The sequence below is a fragment of the Mucilaginibacter panaciglaebae genome (genome assembly GCF_039539265.1).
Taxonomy (GTDB): domain Bacteria; phylum Bacteroidota; class Bacteroidia; order Sphingobacteriales; family Sphingobacteriaceae; genus Mucilaginibacter; species Mucilaginibacter panaciglaebae.
Genome location: NZ_BAABCV010000002.1, coordinates 254,639 through 275,331, shown reverse-complemented (window position 1 = coordinate 275,331; position 20,693 = coordinate 254,639). Strand labels below are relative to the sequence as shown.

Here is a 20,693-nt window from a genome sequence, read left to right as displayed (position 1 = left end):
TTTTCCTTTAGATGAAAAATACCAAATACAAGCGTAGCAGTCTCATTCACACCAAACAACAACAATTCTTCTAAGCCAAATCGTCTTTTAGTTAACATAACGGATAAAGTACGACTTAGGCTGACAAAGCAATGGAGTTTACTGATTAAGCATTACCTATTACATCTCTGTGTAAGTGTAACTATAATTAGTATTTAAATAAGACGCTGTATCATTTGTCTTAGCAGCGCTGTTAGGATAACCATCGCTATCGTAGTTGTACTTGATCGTAGTTATTCCCGGGCCGGTACGGGCTCCGGTATACTGTACTATGTTATTGGGCGAAAAGCGATCATTAAAATCGGCTAAAATGAAAGCAAATTTAGGAGCGGCAGCAGTAAACATATTTGGTTTGTTATCATAACTATAGGTAGTCGTATCACCGCTATCGAACTTAATTGCAGTAATGTTGTTGTTGCCGTCGTAAGTATATAAAGCTAAGTGGCCGTCATAATGTATCTCTGATACTTTATCGCCAGAGTACACAAAAGTGTAAGTTGCAGTGGTTCTGGTACTTCCGGTACTTGGGCTTGAGTAGCTTGTCACGTTACAGGTTGTAACTTTCCCATCCTGGTACTGAAACTCCAAGGTGCGAGAGGTACCCGCAGAAAAGCTTTCGTTAATTATTTTGACGCCTTCGGTTGTATAAGTATAAGTATCGGTAACGGCCGAGCTACTTATCGCAGCTAATCTATGCTGAATATCATAAGTATATTTAGTGATGGTAGTGGTCGATCCGTTTACAGCAATGATTTGCGTTAAATATTTCTTTTTAGAGGTGGTTTGTCCGCCGTCTTTTGTTGAGTCGCTTTTTTTACAAGAGCTTAATAACGCAAAAAAGAGCGCTACAAGCATTAAATGATTTTTTGTCTTCATAATCTTATTGCATTGATGTCTATCGATTTATAATTAATATGTGAATATTCAATATACCAATTATGTATTTTTTAATTTAAAAAATATAAGATCAAATCTTTTTTCAGTAATCTTTTTGGCATTATCCGAAGGTTTGCCGGACAATTGGTTAGCCAGGACAAAATAGTTTTTATATTTCCCGATAATAGGTGCGTATGGGTTAATATCGTCTATGTTATTTTTAAATCTTGAAAACTGTAAAACTTTTTTATTCTTTTTTGAATAAAATACGTTTCTGGGACTGGTTTTAGAGTGGAAATTAAATTTAAAACTTACCCAATTATCATTAATAAATAATGAACTATTGTTGTATGGCACGTCCGAGTGATTCATTGTTCTATAAAAAGCATAGATATCACCTGTAGGATCTTTAACCTTGATCTCGGTAGGCAACTTGTTTATATCCGGATAATCGAGCTTATATTCAGGTCTGGTATCTTTTGTGCTTAAATTATATATTTTATCACCTAACATGGGAATATAATATATGGAATCTTTATAAACATCAAACGGGTGTGGAAGCAAAATGTTCTGATACTTCATGTACCGGATTACAGATAATTCTTGGACATCATAATTAATAAGTTGTCCCTGTTTATAATAAACTCCTACATCCCTTCTATCCGCATTACCACTTAGTAGTTTATTTACATACCTGTCTTTAGATTTAACAAATTGAAAACCCAATGCCTTTCTATCTGCAAAACTCAGGGTGTCGTATACTTTCCCGTCCGGTTTAAACCTAAAGACGGCGTTAGCTGTTCTGTCTAATATTTCGATTAATTTTTCATTATCATCATAAAATACGTCGGTAACATTTTTAAATATAATCTTATTTAAGGCATTAGTTTGTTTTGAAGGATGTATGGTATTTAGCAATAGTCCTTTTTGATTAAAAAGATAAACAATACCCTTCATGCGATCAGCTATAATAATCCGGTTGTCGTCAAAGAAAAAATTTACTAATGGACTTAAATCAAATCCTCTACCGCCATGTAGCGACACAGTATACATAGTATCAGTGATCTTTTTAATATCTACTGCGGACGTATCCGTTAAATCAATCTTTATTTTTTTCGAGTCGGTTGTTGTTGTTTCCTTTTGGGCCGAATTACAGGCCATTAGGGACAAGAAAAAAAGAATAACAATGATAGGTTTCATGTGATAAATTTTAGAATTAATTCGCCATCAGAAATGACGGCGAATTAATTGGTGTATTAAAGAGGGTAGGTTGGATAATTTGGTGCTGTTATCTCATAACCATTATAGTTGAAATAGGGATCAGCTATGCCTGTTCCGCACATCGTTCCGCTTTCGTTTGGTACAAAATAATAAAAGCCATTCTCATAACCATACGTGCTACTATATTCAGTACTCTCTACCCAGGTCCACGTGCCGGGAAACATATCTCGTTGACCCTCGTTGCCACAATAAATCGTGGTAGTATGGTAAATTGTGTCTGTATATGTCCATTCTGCTTTTGCTGCACTTGGGTTGTTTTTAACATTGTAAAAAGCAGCATATTCAATATTACACACCAATACTACTACTGCTGTAATAATACCGGCTATTTTGATGTATTTGTTCATAATTTTGATTTTAATGTTTATATTTTGATTTCGTTTAAAGTTCTGTTTTCAAAATCTGGTTCAACCCCCTTAGGGGGGTTACCAGTGCTGTAATTTAAATTTAACCCACCCCTCGGGTTGGGTACACAGACTTATAATGATGTTGGTTTGTGTCATGATTTGGTTTACTTGGGTTGTTTTGAAATAGCCTCAAAAATTTCTTTTTTTAATGATTTGTTATCATGCCATACTTTGGCACGCTGGTTGGTATAAATGCCTAAATAAGCGATATAAATAGTGAGTAGCAGGATGCTGATTTGTTTATATTTTACCAATCGGGTTGCTTTGTTGAAAAGATAGGCTATAAAAAAGAATACACCTATAGAGGCAATATAAGCATACCGGTCTGCGACGATAGTGAACCTGGAAAGAGGAATAATGTGAAGGACAAGTATTAAGTGCAGAATAAAAATAGCAACGCAAATAATACCCAAGGTCTTCTCAAAAAATCGCGAAGCGTGATAAACATGATTAATAATACCGGAGGGTACATCCAAAATCTCCAGGGCACCGGTTGTCCCACCTTATTAGGGAAAAGGTACATGAAATTCAATTTAATGGGTATTAGACATTTAACAAGATATTCTGTCAATGCATAGCTTCCAAAAATTATGTTTTGGTAAAAGGGATATTGATTGTTCTGGGTTAGTAGGCCCGTACCCCAATTTTTTTGGGATAATAACGTAACATAACAGAATATCAGTGATAAAAAAACAAAAGGGATTTTTTCCAGCCATATTTTGGGTTGCTTGATATTCCTCTTTAATACATAATCTATTAACAGCAAGCACGCCGGCAAGGTAACTGCTTGCTCTTTACTTCCAAACGATAATATGAACAAAACAAAAATCAGAACCAGGTATCTTATTTGCTTTGTTTTTAAATAAAAAAAATAGCTGTTGAGGGCCAACAGATAGAAAAAAGCATAAAGCAAAATTTTGGATGCCGCCATCCAGGCTACGGCCTCAACCAAAAATGGATGTATTGCCATGATGAAAGCCGTGCAAAATGAAATTGTCAGTACAGATCTGTCGTCAAACTCACCGCTTGCGGTTAGTAGATTCCTTATAAAGAAATAGGTTAGAAATACATTGAACATATGTAATATCACACTGTAAGTATGAAACCAGACAGGGTTGTAAGTTGAACCGGCTGCGGCATAAATTAAAGTGAATGTTAATTGATTGATTGGTGAGTATTGTCCGTGAAAAAACTGCGTGAAGATCTCGTAGAGATTGGTAGGCGTGAGGCCGTTTTCGGTGTAGAAATTAAAGATAACCCACTGATCGTCCCAATGCATTTGGAACTGGTTCGAAAACACGCTTTTATATACTAAAAGTATCGAGATAGTTAGAGCCGGGATTATAAAAAAGGTTTTATTCTGATAAAAAATGCGCAATCCTTCAAATTTTCCCTTAGACTGAACAAATGATTGGTCTGTAATATTCATAACGGAATAGGTGTTTTACACAAAAGCGTAGGGGCGCTGTCGCGTTTGGTTAAAACAAGGTATAAACAATGAAGCGGCAGTAATTTGCTGCTGACAACATTTAGCAGAGGTGGTTTTGTAGTGGCATCGCTACGTTAGCTCAGGCGGCTTGGAGACTTCTTGTGTTCCGGGAATCAGAACGCGTGTTGTGTTAACTAATAAGCAAGCGAACAATTGATTAAATTCAGGTTTCATCTGTAAGATTATAAGAATAAAGCATTTAGGTTTGTTAACCTAAGTTACACTTTTTCTTTTTAAATAATCAATAGATATTATAAAATAAATTTCTTGGTTGGCAGGCGAGGTTTAATAGAATTTGGCCAGCGGCCATTCGTTAACTAAGTACCGACAAAACATCGACTAACTTATTGCCTGCATTTTTTGATAGGCGCTCAGAATAGCCCTTTTTTCTCCTTTAAAAAGTTAAAAGCGATTTCCCGGACGAAAACAGGTAAAGCAATCAATGCAGCGATTTTACGCTATATTCGCAATACGCCTCTGCGGAAGGCGTAAACTAGAGCCTCAATTTTCAAAATGACTTTAATTTCATCAATCCTCGCATAATATCTTTAATTTCGCGACACATTAACTATTATAACGTTTTGACTTTAATAAAATCAATTTCGGGTATACGCGGTACCATTGGCGGTGCCGCAGGCGATGGTTTAACACCATTGGATATTGTAAAATTTACATCGGCTTACGGCGCCTGGGCAGTTAAGAAAACCGGTCTTAAAAAGATAGTTGTTGGCCGTGATGCGCGTATTTCGGGCAGTATGGTTAATAATTTGGTGCTTGGTACACTACAGGGTTTAGGTATTGATGTTGTTGATATCGGCCTGTCCACCACACCCACAGTTGAGATAGCCGTCCCACTTGAAAAAGCGGCAGGTGGCATCATTTTGACCGCCAGTCACAACCCCAAACAATGGAATGCACTTAAACTATTAAATGCCGATGGCGAGTTCATTAGCGATGGCGACGGCAAAGAGGTGTTAGAAATTGCCGAAAACAGCAATTTTACTTATGCCGATGTTAATGCATTAGGTAAAGTAACTATTGATAACAGCTATCCGCAAAAACATATAGACCAGATACTGGCGCTGCCGTTAGTTGATGTCGATGCTATAGCGAAAGCGGATTTTAAGGTGGTCATTGACTGCGTAAACTCAACCGGCGGTATTTTTGTACCCGCATTGCTGGAAGCATTGGGCGTTAAAACCGTATATAAGCTATTCTGTGAGCCCGATGGCGAATTCCCGCATAACCCGGAGCCGTTGCCTGAGAACCTGGCGGCGTTGTCGAAAGAGGTGCTTAACAAAGATGCCGACCTGGGTATAGCTGTCGATCCGGATGTGGACCGCCTGTGTTTTGTTTGTGAAGATGGCAATATGTTCGGCGAAGAATACACACTGGTTGCCGTTGCTGATTATATCCTGAAAAATAAAAACGGCAATACGGTATCAAATTTATCATCAACCCGTGCCCTGCGTGACGTTACCGAGCAAGCCGGCGGCGAATATCATGCGGCTGCAGTAGGCGAGGTGAACGTGGTAAACAAGATGAAAGAAGTTAATGCCGTAATTGGCGGCGAAGGTAATGGCGGAGTGATCTACCCCGAGCTGCATTATGGCCGTGACGCACTGGCCGGCATTGCTTTGTTTCTGACTCATCTGGCTAAATATGGCAAGCCGATATCGCATTTGCGTGGCTCTTATCCAAATTATTTCATTTCAAAAAATAAGATCACACTTACGCCCGAGATGGACATTGATGCGCTATTGCTTAAAGTAGAAGCTAAATACCAGGATCAGCCGCATTCAACTATCGACGGACTGAAAATAGAGTTTGACAAACAATGGGTACACCTGCGCCGTTCAAACACAGAACCGATCATCCGTATATATTCTGAAGGCGATTCTGAGACAGTAGCGAATAATCTGGCTAATAAGATTATTGCGGATATAAAGGAAATATTGAAACTGAATTAATTACTGAGTTATTATTAATGAATTATTGATTTGTTTTTTTAATTAGGCCGATAGTCCAATAACAGAAAATTAACTGATTCACGTTATTGAATTAATGAGTTATAAAATCAATAATTCATTAATTCATTAACTCAATAACAACCCGATGCGTGTTTACCTGGACAACGCTGCAACCACGCCGATGGACGCAGAAGTGATGAAAGTTATGTGTAATGTAATGGAGAACCATTTTGGTAATCCGTCGTCTATACACGCTCATGGGCGGGAGGCAAGAGCTTTGATTGAAAAATCGCGAAAGATTATAGCCAGTCTGCTGCACACCTCACCGGCCGAGATATTTTTTACCAGCAGCGGCACTGAGGCTGATAATATGGCTATCCGTTGCGGAATGGTCGACAATAATATTACCCATGCTATTACCACGCGTTTAGAGCACCATGCAGTTATCCATACTTTTGAGGCGATGGAAAAGGCCGGTACCGTTAAGGTAAGTTACCTGGATGTTGATGATAAAGGGAATATTGATTTTGATCAGCTTGAGAATATTCTGCAAAATAATGAGCGCAGTTTTGTATCACTAATGCATGCCAATAATGAGATTGGTATCCTGACAGACATTGTCCGTGTAGGAGACCTTTGCGAGCAGTATAACGCCGTATTTCATTGCGACACGGTTCAGACTATGGGGCATTATCCGCATGATCTCAGTAAGCTTAAAATGCATTTTCTTACTTGTGCGGCACATAAGTTCCATGGACCTAAAGGTGTAGGCTTTCTGTATATCAACCATAAAATAAAAATTAAGCCTTTGATATATGGCGGCGCTCAGGAACGTAACATGCGCGGAGGTACTGAGAATTTGTATGGTATTGCAGGATTAGCTAAAGCTATAGAAATGGCTTATGCCGATATGGAACAACATCATGTTTACATACAAGGCTTGAAATCATACATGATCGGTCAATTGCAGGCTAATATTCCGGGTGTTTTATTTAATGGCGAGATCGATCAAGATAAAAGTTTGTATACCGTACTAAACGTTTCGTTCCCGGAAACAGACATCGCCGATATGCTGCTGTTTAACCTGGACATCGCTGGTATTTCAGCATCAGGGGGTAGTGCTTGTAGCTCGGGTACCGACATTGGCTCGCATGTATTAACCGCTATTGGCGCCAGCAGTACACGTCCTTCGGTACGTTTCTCATTTTCTAAGTATAATACTAAGGAGGAGATCGACTTTGTGGTCGGTAAACTGAAAGAGTTATTTACGGTTAAAGCTTAACACCCCTCGCAAACCCTCTATAAAAGAGAGCGCTATAGTAAGCATTTCAATATTTTTTCGCGATCAATCAAAGTCTCCCCCCGGTAGAGAGTTAGAGGATAGGTTTTGGCACGATTTTCGGTGCTGTATAGGTGTATCTAAATGAACAAACCTATGAAATTCGAGGAAAAAAAATCAGCAAACGATAGCGAGCATCGTAATACGCATGAAGCCGAGGCCGAAGGTAGCGGCGCTGCTATAAAAAGCGAGCAAGAGCAAAATACTAACGATTCTTCGTTTAGCGAGAATGTTGATGTAACGCCGCCAAATCATAAAGACTTTCCGGTGGCTGGCCCCGGTAAAGCCGACTTTGAGAGTCGCCCGCAAGGCCGCCGTACTGCGCGCATGGTAGGCCATGAGCCCGGTACCGAAGGTATATAAACCAAGGCTTATTCAGCCTTTTAAACAATAAAGCGATGAAAACTGACAATCAAAACAGGGGTAACAATCAATCCCGAAACACTGGCAAACAGCAACAAACTAATCAGCCAAAACAACATACAAACATAGAGACCGAGAAAAAAGGTACCTATATAAAAGACATGCCGCCAATTGACGGCGCCAGACCAGGAGTAATATAAATACTCATTGTCATCCTGAGCATAGCAAACTACGTGCAGAATGACAAGTAATAGCAATAAAAAAAGGGATGAACAAACGTTCATCCCTTTTTTTATTTGCTGATACCCAGCTCAATTCTTCATCATTTTAAGGAAAGCGGCCAGTTCGGCTTTCATCTCCCGGCGATCGATGATAAAGTCAAGGAAACCATGTTCCTTCACAAATTCGGCAGTCTGGAAACCTTTAGGTAAGTCTTTTTTAATGGTCTCTTTAATAACCCGCGGACCGGCAAAGCCAATTAACGCGCCCGGCTCGGCAATATTGATGTCGCCCAGCATAGCGTACGATGCGGTTACACCGCCTGTGGTAGGGTCGGTCAATAAAGAAATATAAGGCACTTTAGCCTGAGACAGCAATGCCAGCTTAGCCGATGTCTTAGCCATTTGCATTAACGAAAACGCAGCTTCCATCATCCGCGCGCCGCCTGATTTTGAGATCATCAGGAACGGAACTTTATGCGCTATAGCATAGTCAATTGAACGTGCTATTTTTTCGCCTACCACTGATCCCATCGAACCGCCTATGAAATTAAAATCCATACAGGCAATTACAATATCCTGGCCGTCAATTTTACCAACCGCAGCACGAATGGCGTCTTTTAAGCCGGTTTTAAACTGAGTTTCAGTTAGTCGGTCGGTATATTTTTTTGTATCGGTAAAGTTCAGCGGGTCGCCCGAAACCATGTCAGGGTTCAACTCTGTAAACTCGTTATTATCAAATAAAACGGAGAAATATTCTTTGGAGCCTATGCGCAAATGGAAACCGCAGTAATGGCAAACATATTGATTTTCAACCTGCTCTGAGTAGTGTAAAGGTTTTTTACATTGAGGGCATTTGTTCCAGATCCCGTCTGGCGCTTCTTTCTTCTCCTCAGTGGTCGTAATTATCCCCTTAATTTCGCGTTTAAACCAAGCCATATCTATGTCTAACTCTTTCAATGTACCTGCAAAGAAACGAAATATTTTGTTAGATGTTTGCTTTAAATGCAGAAACCAAAATCTGATGCGATGAGAATTAATACAAGCGGCGATTGCTGTAGTATGTTTTTTTGAAAAGCGGGTGAGGGATTGTACGAAATTTAAGTTACCGCTGGCCGGTGCAGGTAGCGCACCTGGCGAAGGGCGGTGCAGTTATGATATCGGATGGTAGTTTAATTGGTGATGCTAAATAACCCATGGCGTTCCCTGCGGGCCGCGCTATCCGCTCATACTGCGCAGGCCTTAGCCACGGGCCTGCACTAAGGCTCCGTGGCCGGTATCCGCTACTATCGCTAACGCGCTCCCCGCACTGATCCACGCGCGAATGTGTATCAATTTGGATCAATTGGATCACTTGTTAATCGTAAACATTTGATTTGTAGTGATATATAAAATAGAAGTTGCTTTTCTGGATCACTTTGGATCACTTTTTCTGACTTATAAGTCACTTTTGGATCACGCTCTCAGTTTGATTCGTCATGAAAAAGTTTATACTGTGGGTTATTAATACGGGCATAGCTTATACTTTATCAATCGCTAACGCAGCAAGGGCCGTGGATTCACCCGATCCGAAACTCCGGCATTCGCTTGTCGACCCTCTTTTCGGCCGCGGCCGAAAGGGGGTTGAGGTAATTTACTTAACCCGCCATGTCATTGCTTCGTTCCTCGCAATGAACACGCTGGTGAAATGTAGCAGTAAACCCAACCTTTTTCCCGCTTGCGGAAGAGAGGCGGTTCAGCGAAGCGATGACAGGATGAGCCGCCCGCGTTAGCGATTGAAGCGGATACCGGCTACGTGGATAAGGCCTGCGCAGTATGAGCGGATAGCGCGGCCCGTAGGGAACGCCCTAAATAATATCGAACAATGAATACTGAATGATGAAGTACTTCGATATTCGACATTCGAAATTCATTGTTTGATATTAACACACGGAACCCAAGCGCACAACCCAATCTTCACATCTAACCGTCATCTACGCATAACAATCAAACTCATCTGCACATTTGCACACGCTGCACATCCAAACCACCCTTGCCGGGAATAGTTGCAATAAGTGTACTTGTTACAATAAGTAACTGCGTTCTCCGTTACATTTATAGAGTTTTTTTGCGTAAAAAGGGATATTTTTTTTACCTTCGGCTCCCACAAAGTAAAACCAAATGGATTTAAAAAGTTATAAAGGAGTTTTGCACGGCGATCAGGTGCAGGCACTATTTGAGGCAGCTAAAAAGCATCAGTTTGCTTTGCCTGCAGTAAATGTTATAGGCACCAATTCAGTTAATGCTGTAATGGAAACTGCTAAGGCGGTTAATTCGCCGGTAATTATTCAATTATCGCATGGCGGTGCGCAGTTTTATGCCGGCAAATCGTTAGATAACTCAAAATTGCAAGCTTGCATTTTAGGTGCGGTATCTGCGGCCAGACACGTGCATTTAATGGCCGAGCATTACGGTGTAGCGGTGATATTACACACTGACCACGCTGCAAAAAAATTATTACCATGGATTGACGGCTTGTTAGATGCCGGTGAGAAATTCTTTGCCGAAACCGGTAAACCGTTATTCTCATCGCATATGCTCGACCTGTCTGAAGAGCCAATCGAAGAAAATATCGAAATATCTGCTCAATACCTGGCCCGTATGGCTAAATTAGGTATGACCCTGGAGATTGAGTTGGGTGTAACCGGCGGCGAAGAAGATGGCGTTGATAACAGCGACGTTGACAGCTCACGTTTATATACGCAGCCAGAAGAGGTTTCTTATTCGTACGAGCATTTGTTAAAGGTTAGTCCGCGCTTTACTGTGGCAGCCGCTTTTGGTAACGTGCATGGCGTTTACAAACCGGGTAACGTTAAATTACAGCCGGTTATTCTGCATAACTCGCAGGAGTATGTTAAGCAGAAATTTAACCTGACAGAAGAAAAACCGATCAACTTTGTGTTCCACGGTGGTTCTGGTTCAAGCCAGGAAGAAATTCGCGAAGCTATTAGCTATGGTGCTATCAAAATGAACATCGATACCGATATGCAATGGGCTTTCTGGGAAGGTATTAAAGATTACTACCAGGCTAAAGAAGCGTATTTACAAGACCAGATTGGTAACCCTGAAGGTGCAGATTCGCCAAACAAAAAATATTATGACCCGCGTGTATGGTTACGTAAAGGCGAAGAGAACTTTGTTACGCGTTTAACCACAGCATTCGAGGATTTGAACTGTATAAATGCAACAGACAAATTATAATACGAACTATTAGCTAATAATAGGATTAAGCGCCGGTGTGAAAACATTGGCGCTTTTTTTTAGTTATCTTGGATGTTGTCACGCTTAACTTGTTTCGGCATCCCATCGTAAAGGTGAACGGCTTTTGCTTAGCGTGTGGGATGCCGAAATAATTCGGCATGGCGGCCTTATTATCTTATTTATCTTGACAAATTACTATGGCTAAAAAGAAAAATTTTTTTGAACGGTTTTCAAACCAGGCTACCGCTGCTACCGGCAGTTCGGCAGCTTTTTTTACCGCTATAACCGTAATTGTTGTTTGGGGTATTACCGGGCCAATATTTAAATATTCAGATACCTGGCAGCTTATTATCAACACCGGCACAACTATAGTTACTTTTCTGATGGTTTTTTTGATTCAGAAATCGCAGAATAAAGATTCAAAAGCTATTCATTTAAAGTTGAATGAATTATTAGCATCGCACCAGGGCGCCAGTAACCGTATGGTTGATATTGAGGATATTACCGAAGAAGAGCTGGATCAGCTGCATAAGTTTTACGTTGCGCTGGCCAAATTTGCCGAAAAAGAGGATGATCTTACCTGCACCCATTCCATTGATGCAGCCGAAGAAAATCATAATTTTAAGCTCTCAAATTACCGCACAAAAAAACATTACAATGATGCCCGAACCAAAAAAGATAGTAGTAAACAAAGTGAACGACCAGCCTGATCTTGATAAGGTTTTTGCTATACGCCGCGAGGTTTTTGTAGGCGAACAAAACTGCCCTCCCGAACTGGAGTGGGAGCATGAGGATGAATCGACACACTTTTTAGCTACTGTTGACGGTGAACCCGCCGGAGCATCGCGCTGGCGCAAAACTGAAAATGGCTATAAGCTTGAACGTTTTGCCGTACTCCAACAGTTTAGGGGACAGGGCGTAGCGCAAGAACTGGTGCGCGCCGTACTGGCCGATCTGCCTGCCGACGCTGACTACATTTACCTGAATGCCCAGATACAAGCCGTGGGGCTATATGAAAAGTTTGGTTTTATAGCTGAAGGCCCGCAGTTTGAAGAAGCGGGGATCCAGCATTTTAAAATGGTAAAGAGGCAATAATAAAGGCGTCATTCCTAGCAATGGCGTGATGGTAGGTTATTTGATTATTGAAACACCCTTACCGAATAATCCAAAGCATCCTGTAATTTATCATAATTAAGCCTTGGGAGCGCGTTTTGCTGAGCGAGATAGCTAATCAGGTTTTCTGTAGCGATATTGCCCGTAAGCTCGTCTTTGGCCATAGGGCAACCACCATAGCCTTTCAATGCGCCGTCGAAACGTTTGCAGCCGCTTTGGTAGGCAGCTTCTACTTTTTCCCGCCAGGTGGTTGGGATACTGTGCAGGTGCACGCCGAATTCAGTATCTGGGAAATCGCGGTTAAGCTGCGTATAAACAAATTTGATCTGTTCCGGCGTCGCGATACCTATGGTGTCAGACAAGGCAATGATACCGATACCTTCGTTTACCAATTGTTCTGTCCGGTGTGAAACAATGTCGGTGTTCCATTCATCCCCGTAGGGATTACCAAAACCCATAGACAGATACACGAGTAGTTCTTTTTCTTTTGCAGCACATAATTCGCGAATGCTTTTAACAGTATCGAACGCATTGGCTACCGACGTGTTGGTATTACGCACCTGGAAGGTCTCTGAGACAGAGAAAGGATAACCAAGATAACTTATCTCCTGGTGAGCGCAAGCCTCCTCAGCGCCTCTGTAATTAGCTATAATAGCTAATAATTTTGAGCCTGTGTGGTTAAGGTTGAGTTTGCTTAATACTTCGCGGGTATCCCGCATCTGTGGTATGGCCCTGGGCGATACAAAGCTACCGAAGTCGATGGTGTCAAAACCAACCTGCAACAGCAGGTTGATATACGCTGCTTTTATATCGGTTGGCACAAAATCAGTCAAGCCCTGCATGGCGTCGCGGGGGCATTCGGTCAATTTAATGGGTGTGCCGTCCATTTATTAGCAAGTTAATCAACTTTGGCGGTTTGCAGATCTTTTTTTGGTAGTTCTTCGCGCTTAAACCTGCGAATGATCAGCCTGCTGCCGCCATTATTGGCAATGTAGTTGCTAATCCAATTTACAAATACTACCACTTTGTTTCTGAAACCCAGTAATGATATCAGGTGCACAAACATCCATATCAGCCATGCGAAAAATCCCTGAAATTTGATCTTGCCCAGATCGGCAATGGCTTTATTTCGGCCTATAGTGGCTAACGACCCTTTGTCGTTGTATTTAAAAGGCTCGGTTGGCTCGCCTTTAACCAAATGCGCAATATTCTTACCCGCCAATTTACCTTGTTGTATAGCTACCTGTGCCACGCCAGGGTGGCCTTTAGGCGTCTCGTCGGTGATCATAGCTGCCACGTCGCCTATGGCGAATATATTTTCTAAACCTTTGACCCGGTTAATTGTATCAACACTTATACGGTTGCCGCGCTCTATTTTATCTTTATCAATGCCTGCAGGTACAACACCTTGTACGCCCGCGCTCCATATCACGTTTTTGGTTTTGATGGTTTTGCCGCCTTCAAACTTTATTTCTTCGCCGTCATAACTTTCAACTTTTACGCCCAGCATTACCTCAACGCCCATTTCTGTCAGGAAGTGTCTGGCAGCTTCAGAACCTTCGTCAGAGAAAGGCCCCAACACCTTAGGTAAAAAATCTACCAGGTAAACTTTCATGTGCTCTTTTTCCAATTCGGGGTAATCGCGGTCAAGGATATGATTACGCAACTCGGCCAGGGCACCCGCAAGTTCTACACCGGTAGGGCCGGCGCCAACCAGCACAAAGGTCAGGAAAGGTTCGCGTTCTTCTTTCGTGGCTTTTAATGAAGCCTCTTCAAGGTTTTGTAAAACCAAATACCTTAAATTCAGGGCTTCAGGAATAGATTTCATCGGCATAGCAAAACGCTCAATGTCTTTATTGCCAAAGAAATTAGTGGTCGATCCGGTGGCAATCACCAGGTAATCGTAAGAAACATCGCCTACATTGGTGATTACCTTATTGTTTGCCGTGTCAATTGTCAATACTTCGGCGATGCGAAATCGGAAATTCTTTTGCCCGGCAAAATTCTTTCGTAATGAAAAGGCAATCGATTCGGCCTCTAAACTACCTGTAGCTACCTGGTACAGCAACGGCTGGAAGGTATGATAATTGTGCTTATCAAGCATTAATATATCTACCGGTTCATCTGCCAGTTGTTTGGCTACCTCAAGGCCGCCAAAGCCGCCACCGATAATAACTACCTTAGGGAATTTTGAGTTTTCTGATGTGTTCATGTTACACGTTTGCTATCCGGATAGTAGTTAAACAAAAAAGGCTCCAAATGTTCTTCGGAGCCTTAATATTTGTTAGATTATTGTCTATCTAAGATCATTTTTACCAAAATCGACAATAACCGGGGTAGCCACACATATTGAAGAATAGGTACCGAAACATACACCGATTAACAGAGAGAATGAGAAGCCGCGAAGTACGTCGCCGCCGAAAATGAACAGGATGATCAACACAAACAACACCGTTAAAGCTGTAATAATAGTACGGCTTAAAGTACTGTTAATTGCGTTGTTAATAACCTCTTTCGGATCATCGTTTTTAGCATGATGTAATCTCAAGAATTCACGGATACGGTCAAAAACTACCACGGTGTCATTAATTGAGTAACCAATTACCGTCAAAATGGCAGCTACGAAAGCCTGATCAATATCAAGGAACGGAAGTACGTTTTTAAATAATGAGTAGAACGATAACACCATTAAAGCATCATGCGCGGTAGCGATCATCGCGGCCAGGCTATACTGCCATCTGCGGAAGCGTAACAGGATGTAAGCCGAAATAATGATGATAGCAAATATTACTGTCCAGATAGCTGATTTTTTCAAACCGTCGGCAATAGTAGCCTGTACTTTTTGTTGAGCAAGGATATCTTTTTTGCTGATGTGGGTAACAGGCTTTTTGTTCAACGCATCAATCAAAGTGTTTTCAACTTTCGCATCGGCAGTGGTCGAGTTATCTTCGATGAGGTAATTGGTAGTAATATTGATTTTACGTGTACCTAAAGTTTTTACTGCAGTACCGTGGCCCAAAACGCCTTCAACTGCGCTGCGCACCTCTTCGACAGTGGCACTTTTATCGGGGAAAGCAATGGTATAAGTACGGCCGCCCTGAAAGTCGACACCATAGTTAAAGTTTTGTGTAAACATTGAAACAATACCTGCAGCGATAAATGTACCCGAGAAGATATAGAATCTTGCACGTTTTTTAACGAAGGCAAAGTTTGCGTTTTTGAAGGTATGTGAGCTCCATGGGTTTGAGAATTTGATATCCCAGCCTTTTTCAATCATCCATTCAAATATCAATCTTGAAATTAACAGTGAACAGAATAATGAAGTTATAATACCGATCATCAGGGTAGTTGCAAAACCCTGGATAGGGCCGCTACCAAATACAAACAAGATAACACCTGTAAGGAACGTTGAAATGTTTGAGTCTAAGATTGATGACAAAGCATGTTTGAAACCATCGTTAATAGCAATGCGGATTGATTTGCCCAATGCCAGCTCTTCGCGAACGCGCTCATAGATCAACACGTTGGCGTCAACCGACATACCAAATAACAGCACGATACCGGCAACACCAGGTAAGGTCAATACGGCACGCAAGCTGGTTAATACCCCCATCAGGAAGAATACGTTGATGATTACCGCAACAACCGCTACTGTACCTGCACGGTTATAATAAGCAATCATGAACACCAATACCACCAGTAAGCCCATTAAACACGACAGCAAACCGGCGTTGATAGATTCGGCACCTAATGACGGACCTACTACGTCTTCGCCAACAATGTGGGCAGGAACAAGTAAACGACCGGCTTTTAAAACGTTGGCTAAGTCTTTAGTGTCTTCAACTTTAAAATTACCTGAGATTGATGATACACCACCAGAGATCTCATTTTGTACGCTTGGTGCAGAATAGACGTTGTCGTCCAGCACAATAGCGATAGCTTTTTTACCTTGAGAAGCTTCGGCAGTAACTGCGCGCCATTTTTCGGCACCTTGCGAGTTCATTACCATGCGTACTTCAGGGCTGCCTTTTTGATCGACGTCGTTTTGAGCGTCGTTAATTACGTCGCCACTCAATACCGGGCCGTTATCTGCACCTGATAATTTAAGTGCATATAACTCAAAAATTTTGGTTTTTTCCATTGGTTTAACACCCCAGGCAAATTTGATATTACGCGGCAATGATGCTTTTACATCTTTGCTGTTTAAATAAGCGTTTACTTTGGCGGTGTCTTTTTGCATGGTCCAGCCTACCACCGGTCCCGGGCGCAATTGCTGCTGGCCGGTTTGGTCCTGGTAAGTTGGCATTTGCAATACTGCAAATAATGGATGAGAAGCTGTTAGTTTTGATTTGGCTGATAAAGAGGTGTCCTTGGCAGCATTGTTTTGTACTTTGTTTAATAAGGCTAAAGCACCTTTTTTAGCAGTAGTATCTTTTTTAACGTCAGTAGCAGCAACTGTATTTTTGGTTGAATCTTTTGCGGCAACCTTGCTTTTGGCAGACAGCATGTTGTCGACGTTAGCTAACATCGGATAAACATCCTGTATCTCGTAAGTTTGGTAAAACTCCAATTTAGCAGAACCTGATAATAGTTTGCGCACACGCTCCGGCTCTTTTACACCAGGTAGTTCGATCAGGATACGGTTGGTGTTAGCTTCTAACGAAATGTTAGGCTGGGTAACGCCAAACTGGTCTATCCGGGTGCTTAATACAGTGTATGATTGCTTAATCGCTGCATCGGCCTCATCTTTCAGATATTTTTCAACCTGGCTGTTTGTTGCATTGAACTTTAAATGCTCTGCGTTGTCTTTGGTAGCGAAGATAGCAGCCAATTTACCGTTAGGCGCCAGTTTCTCATATTCATTAACAAATAACGTAATGTAGTCAGACTGGCTGGTTTTTGTATCATTGGTTGCATTTGCCAGCGCTTGATTAAAAGCCGGATCCGGATTATTGTTTGATAAGGTCTTTACCAGCTCGGCCAGAGATAGTTGCATGGTAACGTTCATACCACCTTTAAGGTCAAGACCCAACGCAAGCTCTCTGTCTAAACAATATTGATAAGTATGGCCCAGAACTGGATAAGCCGGCAATTCAGCGACAGAATCCAGATAAGCTTTAACTTTAGCAGTATCGCCTTTTGCGTATGCTACCGCATCTCTCTCAACTTTGTGTGCTACCCACGTAAACGATAACTGGTACAAACACACAATCGTTAGCACTACGGCGAAAAATTTAATAACCCCTTTACCTTGCATTGTAAATTATAATATGTAATTAATTAGTTTATAAGCATTTTAAACAAGACGGCAAATCTAACAAAATTTTGCAACCATGGAATTTTAAATTAAAACAAAATTTAACAGTCTGTTGTTAAGCGCGTTCAAGCGTGATAAATGAGAATGGAAACAGGTTTCTCTCATCCGGCTCATGATCGGCTCTTCCAGTTTCTTTCCACATATCCGACTTAATTTCAGGGAAATAGGTATCGCCCTCAAAGTTTTCATGAACAATGGTCAGATAAATTCTATCGGTAAGCGGCATGGCCTGTTTATAAATTTCTGCCCCACCGACGATAAAGACCTCATCCTGGCTGCGGCAAAGATCCAGCGCAGCCTGTAAAGAATTTACCACTTCGCAACCTGCAATTTCAATTTGCTGCCTGGTTATCACAATGTTGCGGCGGTTTGGCAAGGGTTTGCCAACCGAATCATACGTCTTGCGGCCCATGATTACCGTGCCGCCGGAGGTTGTTTCTTTGAAGTGGTTTAAATCTTTGGGCAAGTGCCAAAGCAATTTATTGTCTTTGCCGATTGCATGATTTTCAGCTATCGCGACTACGATTGATACGGTCATGGATTAGTTAAGTTTTATATAATGTCATAGCGAGCGTAGTGTGGCAATAGCAGGGAGGCAAAGTTCGCGATTGCTTCGTCGTTTCCTCCCTAGCAATGACAAGCGTAGTATTACACTGCTACTTCTCCCTTAATGTGCGGCCACGGATCATAATTCTCCAAAGTGAAATCCTCAAATTTAAAATCGAAGATATTTTTCACTTCGGGATTTAGTTTCATGGTTGGCAGCGGGCGCGGGTCGCGACTGAGTTGCAGTTTTACCTGGTCAAAGTGATTGTTGTAAATATGAGCGTCGCCAAAAGTATGAATAAAGTCGCCCAACTCCAGATCGCACACCTGTGCTACCATCATGGTGAGCAGGGCATAGGATGCGATGTTGAAAGGCACACCCAAGAAAATGTCGGCGCTGCGCTGATATAATTGGCAGGACAATTTACCATCGGCCACATAAAACTGAAACAGGCTATGGCATGGCGGCAAGGCCATCTGGTTAACGTCAGCGACGTTCCAGGCCGACACGATGATGCGTCGCGAGTCGGGGTTGTTTTTGATCTGATCAATGATCTGACTGATCTGGTCTATGTGGCCGCCGCCGGGCGTTGGCCATGAGCGCCACTGGTATCCATAAACCGGCCCCAGGTTGCCATCCGCATCAGCCCACTCATCCCAGATACGCACACCATTTTCTTTCAGATAACGAATGTTGGTATCGCCTTGTAAAAACCAGATCAACTCATGGATGATTGATTTGAGGTGAAGTTTTTTCGTGGTCACCAGCGGGAAGCCCTCGGCCAGGTTAAAACGCATCTGGTACCCAAATACGCTGATTGTTCCGGTGCCGGTACGGTCATGCTTCTGGGTGCCGGTTTCCATTACGTGGCGCATTAGGTCGAGATACTGTTTCATTTTTTAATGAGTGAATAAGTGAATGCCGGGATGAGTGAATGTTATTCCGGCACTACAAATAAAAAAAATCTATTTTTGGCTTCCTACGGATGTTTATAAAAACAGCCGTTGTTAATCATTTCTGCATGATCACTTTTCCAAACGCAAAGATAAACATCGGCCTCAATATTACCGAGCGCAGGCCGGATGGTTATCATAATCTCGAAACCATTTTTTATCCCATTCAAATTAAGGACGCCCTTGAAGTGATCGAAGCCGGCGAGTTGAGCTTTGAGTCGTCAGGTCTGGAGATACCGGGAAGGATGGAGGACAACCTTTGCATTAAGGGTTATCATATGCTCAAAAAAGATTTTGATTTGCCGCCGGTGAAGATCCATTTGCACAAACATATCCCGATAGGTGCGGGGCTGGGCGGGGGATCGGCCGACGCTGCTTTTTTTATCCGGCTGATGAATGACAAATTTAGTCTTGGCCTTACCATCGATGAGCAGCAAACTTACGCCCGCCGTCTTGGTGCCGATTGCGCCTTCTTCATCGAAAACCGGCCGGTGTTTGCTTTCGAAAAAGGAGACGAGTTTGAAATAATAAAATTAGACCTCTCAGGCTACGCAATTGTTTTGGTAATGCCAGACATTCATATCTCAACGTCCGAGGCTTACAGCGGAGTAAAACCCACTCCTGGGAGGCACTCTTTGTATGACCTGATATACGAGCCGATTGAGAGCTGGAAAAAGTTTATCAAAAATGATTTTGAGGAAAACATCTTTCGCAACCACTCGGCTATAAGAGGGGTTAAGGCTGCCCTTTATGAGGCCGGAGCCATCTTTGCCAGCATGAGCGGCAGCGGTGCGTCGGTGTTCGGTATTTTCCACCAGACGCCGGATCTGTCTTTGCTTGAAGGCGACAACCAAATTTTCTACAACGTTTAGTCTGCGGCTATTTTTATGGGTGACTGATGTACTCCCGGTCTTCGTCACTTAGTGTATCAGAGTCGTCATCGTCGTCTTTATCCTGCGGATAACTGCCGGCTATGCTGCGTGCCTTTTTTGGGCGACCCACCAGTACGCCTAAAATAAATGCAACCACTCCGAAGGTGAGCAGGGCTGCAAGTTTTGAAACATAGAAGGTGCCGAACAAAATGGTGAATCTTACCGGCTCGGTATTTTGCATCAGTACCACCGTTAATAAAACGGTGATGATGATTATTAGCATGGTTGTTATCCGCATAACTTTTTAGGTTGGTTTGACTTTGTACCAATATCTGATTTTTATAGCGGTAATAAAAATCCATTTGAAAATTGAAAGCATCCCGGGAGTGGCTTTAAAATAAAGTCGAAATTAAAAGTAAAAAAACACAGGGCCCGGCCAGTTTTTTAAATAGCGGAAATCGCCAATTTTTTTTTGACTTTTTCTGACAGGTTCCTGATAGCCGCGGGCAGTGGTTCCGGCTCAAATTGCCTTCCCGAGGTTTGCCATTTTCAGACGAGTTTTCATCTTTTATTGATCTCCGTCAATATCCCCCGATTTTTCCTGATTTTTAAAAATGACCATTTCAGTACACTAAGCGTACTGGTTTTTGTTCGATTTAGCGCTGATGA

General features: G+C 42.0%; 20 protein-coding genes. 9 read left to right on the top strand and 11 right to left on the bottom strand.

Annotated features, from left to right (window positions below):
- Positions 1-159: 159 nt before the first annotated feature.
- The 4 genes from ABD772_RS03520 to ABD772_RS03505 form a co-directional block, all read right to left on the bottom strand.
- On the bottom strand, positions 160-915 hold the full coding sequence (locus tag ABD772_RS03520; protein WP_345101053.1) for a hypothetical protein: 756 nt from the start codon (positions 913-915) through the stop codon (positions 160-162).
- Positions 916-975: 60 nt separating this feature from the next.
- On the bottom strand, positions 976-2,115 hold the full coding sequence (locus ABD772_RS03515) for a 6-bladed beta-propeller (RefSeq protein ID WP_345101052.1): 1,140 nt from the start codon (positions 2,113-2,115) through the stop codon (positions 976-978).
- Between the two features lie 56 nt (positions 2,116-2,171).
- Positions 2,172-2,543 (bottom strand): hypothetical protein, encoded by a 372-nt coding sequence (locus ABD772_RS03510; RefSeq protein ID WP_345101051.1) that lies wholly within the window; start codon positions 2,541-2,543, stop codon positions 2,172-2,174.
- A gap of 164 nt (positions 2,544-2,707) precedes the next feature.
- Positions 2,708-3,079 carry a hypothetical protein gene (locus ABD772_RS03505; RefSeq protein WP_345101050.1) on the bottom strand — a complete coding sequence of 124 codons (372 nt, stop codon included), beginning with the start codon at positions 3,077-3,079 and terminating at the stop codon, positions 2,708-2,710.
- A 1,594-nt stretch (positions 3,080-4,673) separates the two neighbouring features.
- On the opposite strand from ABD772_RS03505, the gene glmM reads away from it, so the two are divergent.
- From glmM to ABD772_RS03485, 4 genes are all read left to right on the top strand, one after another.
- Positions 4,674-6,062: a phosphoglucosamine mutase gene (glmM, locus tag ABD772_RS03500; protein ID WP_345101049.1), complete on the top strand. Its 1,389-nt coding sequence runs from the start codon at positions 4,674-4,676 to the stop codon at positions 6,060-6,062.
- A 145-nt stretch (positions 6,063-6,207) separates the two neighbouring features.
- Positions 6,208-7,344, top strand: coding sequence for a cysteine desulfurase family protein (locus tag ABD772_RS03495; RefSeq protein WP_345101047.1), 1,137 nt, complete (start codon positions 6,208-6,210; stop codon positions 7,342-7,344).
- Positions 7,345-7,497: 153 nt separating this feature from the next.
- The gene (locus ABD772_RS03490) at positions 7,498-7,764 is read left to right on the top strand and encodes a hypothetical protein (RefSeq protein ID WP_345101046.1); all 267 of its coding nucleotides are present in this window, start codon (positions 7,498-7,500) and stop codon (positions 7,762-7,764) included.
- A gap of 35 nt (positions 7,765-7,799) precedes the next feature.
- The gene (locus ABD772_RS03485; protein WP_345101045.1) at positions 7,800-7,964 is read left to right on the top strand and encodes a hypothetical protein; all 165 of its coding nucleotides are present in this window, start codon (positions 7,800-7,802) and stop codon (positions 7,962-7,964) included.
- A 111-nt stretch (positions 7,965-8,075) separates the two neighbouring features.
- Here the strand turns inward: ABD772_RS03485 and accD are convergent, their stop codons facing one another.
- Complete coding sequence (gene accD / locus ABD772_RS03480; protein WP_345101044.1) at positions 8,076-8,921, bottom strand: acetyl-CoA carboxylase, carboxyltransferase subunit beta; 846 nt, start codon at positions 8,919-8,921, stop codon at positions 8,076-8,078.
- Between the two features lie 539 nt (positions 8,922-9,460).
- Here accD and ABD772_RS03475 point away from each other — a divergent pair.
- The 4 genes from ABD772_RS03475 (at position 9,461) to ABD772_RS03460 (ending at position 12,317) form a co-directional block, all read left to right on the top strand.
- Positions 9,461-9,754, top strand: a complete 294-nt coding sequence (locus tag ABD772_RS03475) for a hypothetical protein (RefSeq protein WP_345101043.1) — start codon at positions 9,461-9,463, stop codon at positions 9,752-9,754.
- Between the two features lie 388 nt (positions 9,755-10,142).
- Entirely contained in the window at positions 10,143-11,222 is a 1,080-nt protein-coding gene (gene fbaA / locus ABD772_RS03470; protein ID WP_345101042.1) for a class II fructose-bisphosphate aldolase, read from the top strand.
- Positions 11,223-11,419: 197 nt separating this feature from the next.
- Entirely contained in the window at positions 11,420-11,932 is a 513-nt protein-coding gene (locus ABD772_RS03465; RefSeq protein WP_345101041.1) for a low affinity iron permease family protein, read from the top strand.
- The gene (locus tag ABD772_RS03460; RefSeq protein WP_345101040.1) at positions 11,880-12,317 is read left to right on the top strand and encodes a GNAT family N-acetyltransferase; all 438 of its coding nucleotides are present in this window, start codon (positions 11,880-11,882) and stop codon (positions 12,315-12,317) included. The genes ABD772_RS03465 and ABD772_RS03460 overlap by 53 nt, the downstream gene beginning before the upstream one ends.
- 44 nt (positions 12,318-12,361) lie before the next feature.
- On the opposite strand, the gene ABD772_RS03455 is transcribed toward ABD772_RS03460, so the two are convergent.
- From ABD772_RS03455 to ABD772_RS03435, 5 genes are all read right to left on the bottom strand, one after another.
- Positions 12,362-13,222, bottom strand: a complete 861-nt coding sequence (locus ABD772_RS03455; protein ID WP_345101039.1) for a hydroxymethylglutaryl-CoA lyase — start codon at positions 13,220-13,222, stop codon at positions 12,362-12,364.
- An 11-nt stretch (positions 13,223-13,233) separates the two neighbouring features.
- Positions 13,234-14,547: an NAD(P)/FAD-dependent oxidoreductase gene (locus tag ABD772_RS03450; protein ID WP_345101038.1), complete on the bottom strand. Its 1,314-nt coding sequence runs from the start codon at positions 14,545-14,547 to the stop codon at positions 13,234-13,236.
- Between the two features lie 84 nt (positions 14,548-14,631).
- A complete protein-coding gene (gene secDF / locus ABD772_RS03445) occupies positions 14,632-17,592 on the bottom strand; it encodes a protein translocase subunit SecDF (protein WP_345101037.1) in 2,961 nt (986 codons plus the stop codon).
- A 115-nt stretch (positions 17,593-17,707) separates the two neighbouring features.
- Positions 17,708-18,190 carry a dihydrofolate reductase gene (locus tag ABD772_RS03440; protein WP_345101036.1) on the bottom strand — a complete coding sequence of 161 codons (483 nt, stop codon included), beginning with the start codon at positions 18,188-18,190 and terminating at the stop codon, positions 17,708-17,710.
- Between the two features lie 110 nt (positions 18,191-18,300).
- Complete coding sequence (locus ABD772_RS03435; protein WP_345101035.1) at positions 18,301-19,095, bottom strand: thymidylate synthase; 795 nt, start codon at positions 19,093-19,095, stop codon at positions 18,301-18,303.
- A gap of 125 nt (positions 19,096-19,220) precedes the next feature.
- Here ABD772_RS03435 and ispE point away from each other — a divergent pair, with 125 nt between their 5' ends.
- Positions 19,221-20,024 (top strand): 4-(cytidine 5'-diphospho)-2-C-methyl-D-erythritol kinase, encoded by an 804-nt coding sequence (gene ispE, locus ABD772_RS03430; RefSeq protein WP_345101034.1) that lies wholly within the window; start codon positions 19,221-19,223, stop codon positions 20,022-20,024.
- 13 nt (positions 20,025-20,037) lie between these two features.
- Here ispE and ABD772_RS03425 read toward each other — a convergent pair whose 3' ends face one another.
- Entirely contained in the window at positions 20,038-20,307 is a 270-nt protein-coding gene (locus ABD772_RS03425) for a LapA family protein (RefSeq protein ID WP_345101033.1), read from the bottom strand.
- Between the last annotated feature and the right edge of the window lie 386 nt (positions 20,308-20,693).

Excerpts from the sequence above, each read along its gene's own strand:
- ABD772_RS03520 (WP_345101053.1), bottom strand. The coding sequence starts at position 915 with ATGAAGACAAAAAATCATTTAATGCTTGTAGCGCTCTTTTTTGCGTTA.
- ABD772_RS03515 (WP_345101052.1), bottom strand. The coding sequence starts at position 2,115 with ATGAAACCTATCATTGTTATTCTTTTTTTCTTGTCCCTAATGGCCTGT.
- ABD772_RS03510 (WP_345101051.1), bottom strand. The coding sequence starts at position 2,543 with ATGAACAAATACATCAAAATAGCCGGTATTATTACAGCAGTAGTAGTA.
- ABD772_RS03495 (WP_345101047.1), top strand. The coding sequence starts at position 6,208 with ATGCGTGTTTACCTGGACAACGCTGCAACCACGCCGATGGACGCAGAA.
- ABD772_RS03490 (WP_345101046.1), top strand. The coding sequence starts at position 7,498 with ATGAAATTCGAGGAAAAAAAATCAGCAAACGATAGCGAGCATCGTAAT.
- ABD772_RS03485 (WP_345101045.1), top strand. The coding sequence starts at position 7,800 with ATGAAAACTGACAATCAAAACAGGGGTAACAATCAATCCCGAAACACT.
- accD (WP_345101044.1), bottom strand. The coding sequence starts at position 8,921 with ATGGCTTGGTTTAAACGCGAAATTAAGGGGATAATTACGACCACTGAG.
- ABD772_RS03475 (WP_345101043.1), top strand. The coding sequence starts at position 9,461 with ATGAAAAAGTTTATACTGTGGGTTATTAATACGGGCATAGCTTATACT.
- fbaA (WP_345101042.1), top strand. The coding sequence starts at position 10,143 with ATGGATTTAAAAAGTTATAAAGGAGTTTTGCACGGCGATCAGGTGCAG.
- ABD772_RS03465 (WP_345101041.1), top strand. The coding sequence starts at position 11,420 with ATGGCTAAAAAGAAAAATTTTTTTGAACGGTTTTCAAACCAGGCTACC.
- ABD772_RS03460 (WP_345101040.1), top strand. The coding sequence starts at position 11,880 with ATGATGCCCGAACCAAAAAAGATAGTAGTAAACAAAGTGAACGACCAG.
- ABD772_RS03455 (WP_345101039.1), bottom strand. The coding sequence starts at position 13,222 with ATGGACGGCACACCCATTAAATTGACCGAATGCCCCCGCGACGCCATG.
- ABD772_RS03450 (WP_345101038.1), bottom strand. The coding sequence starts at position 14,547 with ATGAACACATCAGAAAACTCAAAATTCCCTAAGGTAGTTATTATCGGT.
- secDF (WP_345101037.1), bottom strand. The coding sequence starts at position 17,592 with ATGCAAGGTAAAGGGGTTATTAAATTTTTCGCCGTAGTGCTAACGATT.
- ABD772_RS03440 (WP_345101036.1), bottom strand. The coding sequence starts at position 18,190 with ATGACCGTATCAATCGTAGTCGCGATAGCTGAAAATCATGCAATCGGC.
- ABD772_RS03435 (WP_345101035.1), bottom strand. The coding sequence starts at position 19,095 with ATGAAACAGTATCTCGACCTAATGCGCCACGTAATGGAAACCGGCACC.
- ispE (WP_345101034.1), top strand. The coding sequence starts at position 19,221 with ATGATCACTTTTCCAAACGCAAAGATAAACATCGGCCTCAATATTACC.
- ABD772_RS03425 (WP_345101033.1), bottom strand. The coding sequence starts at position 20,307 with ATGCTAATAATCATCATCACCGTTTTATTAACGGTGGTACTGATGCAA.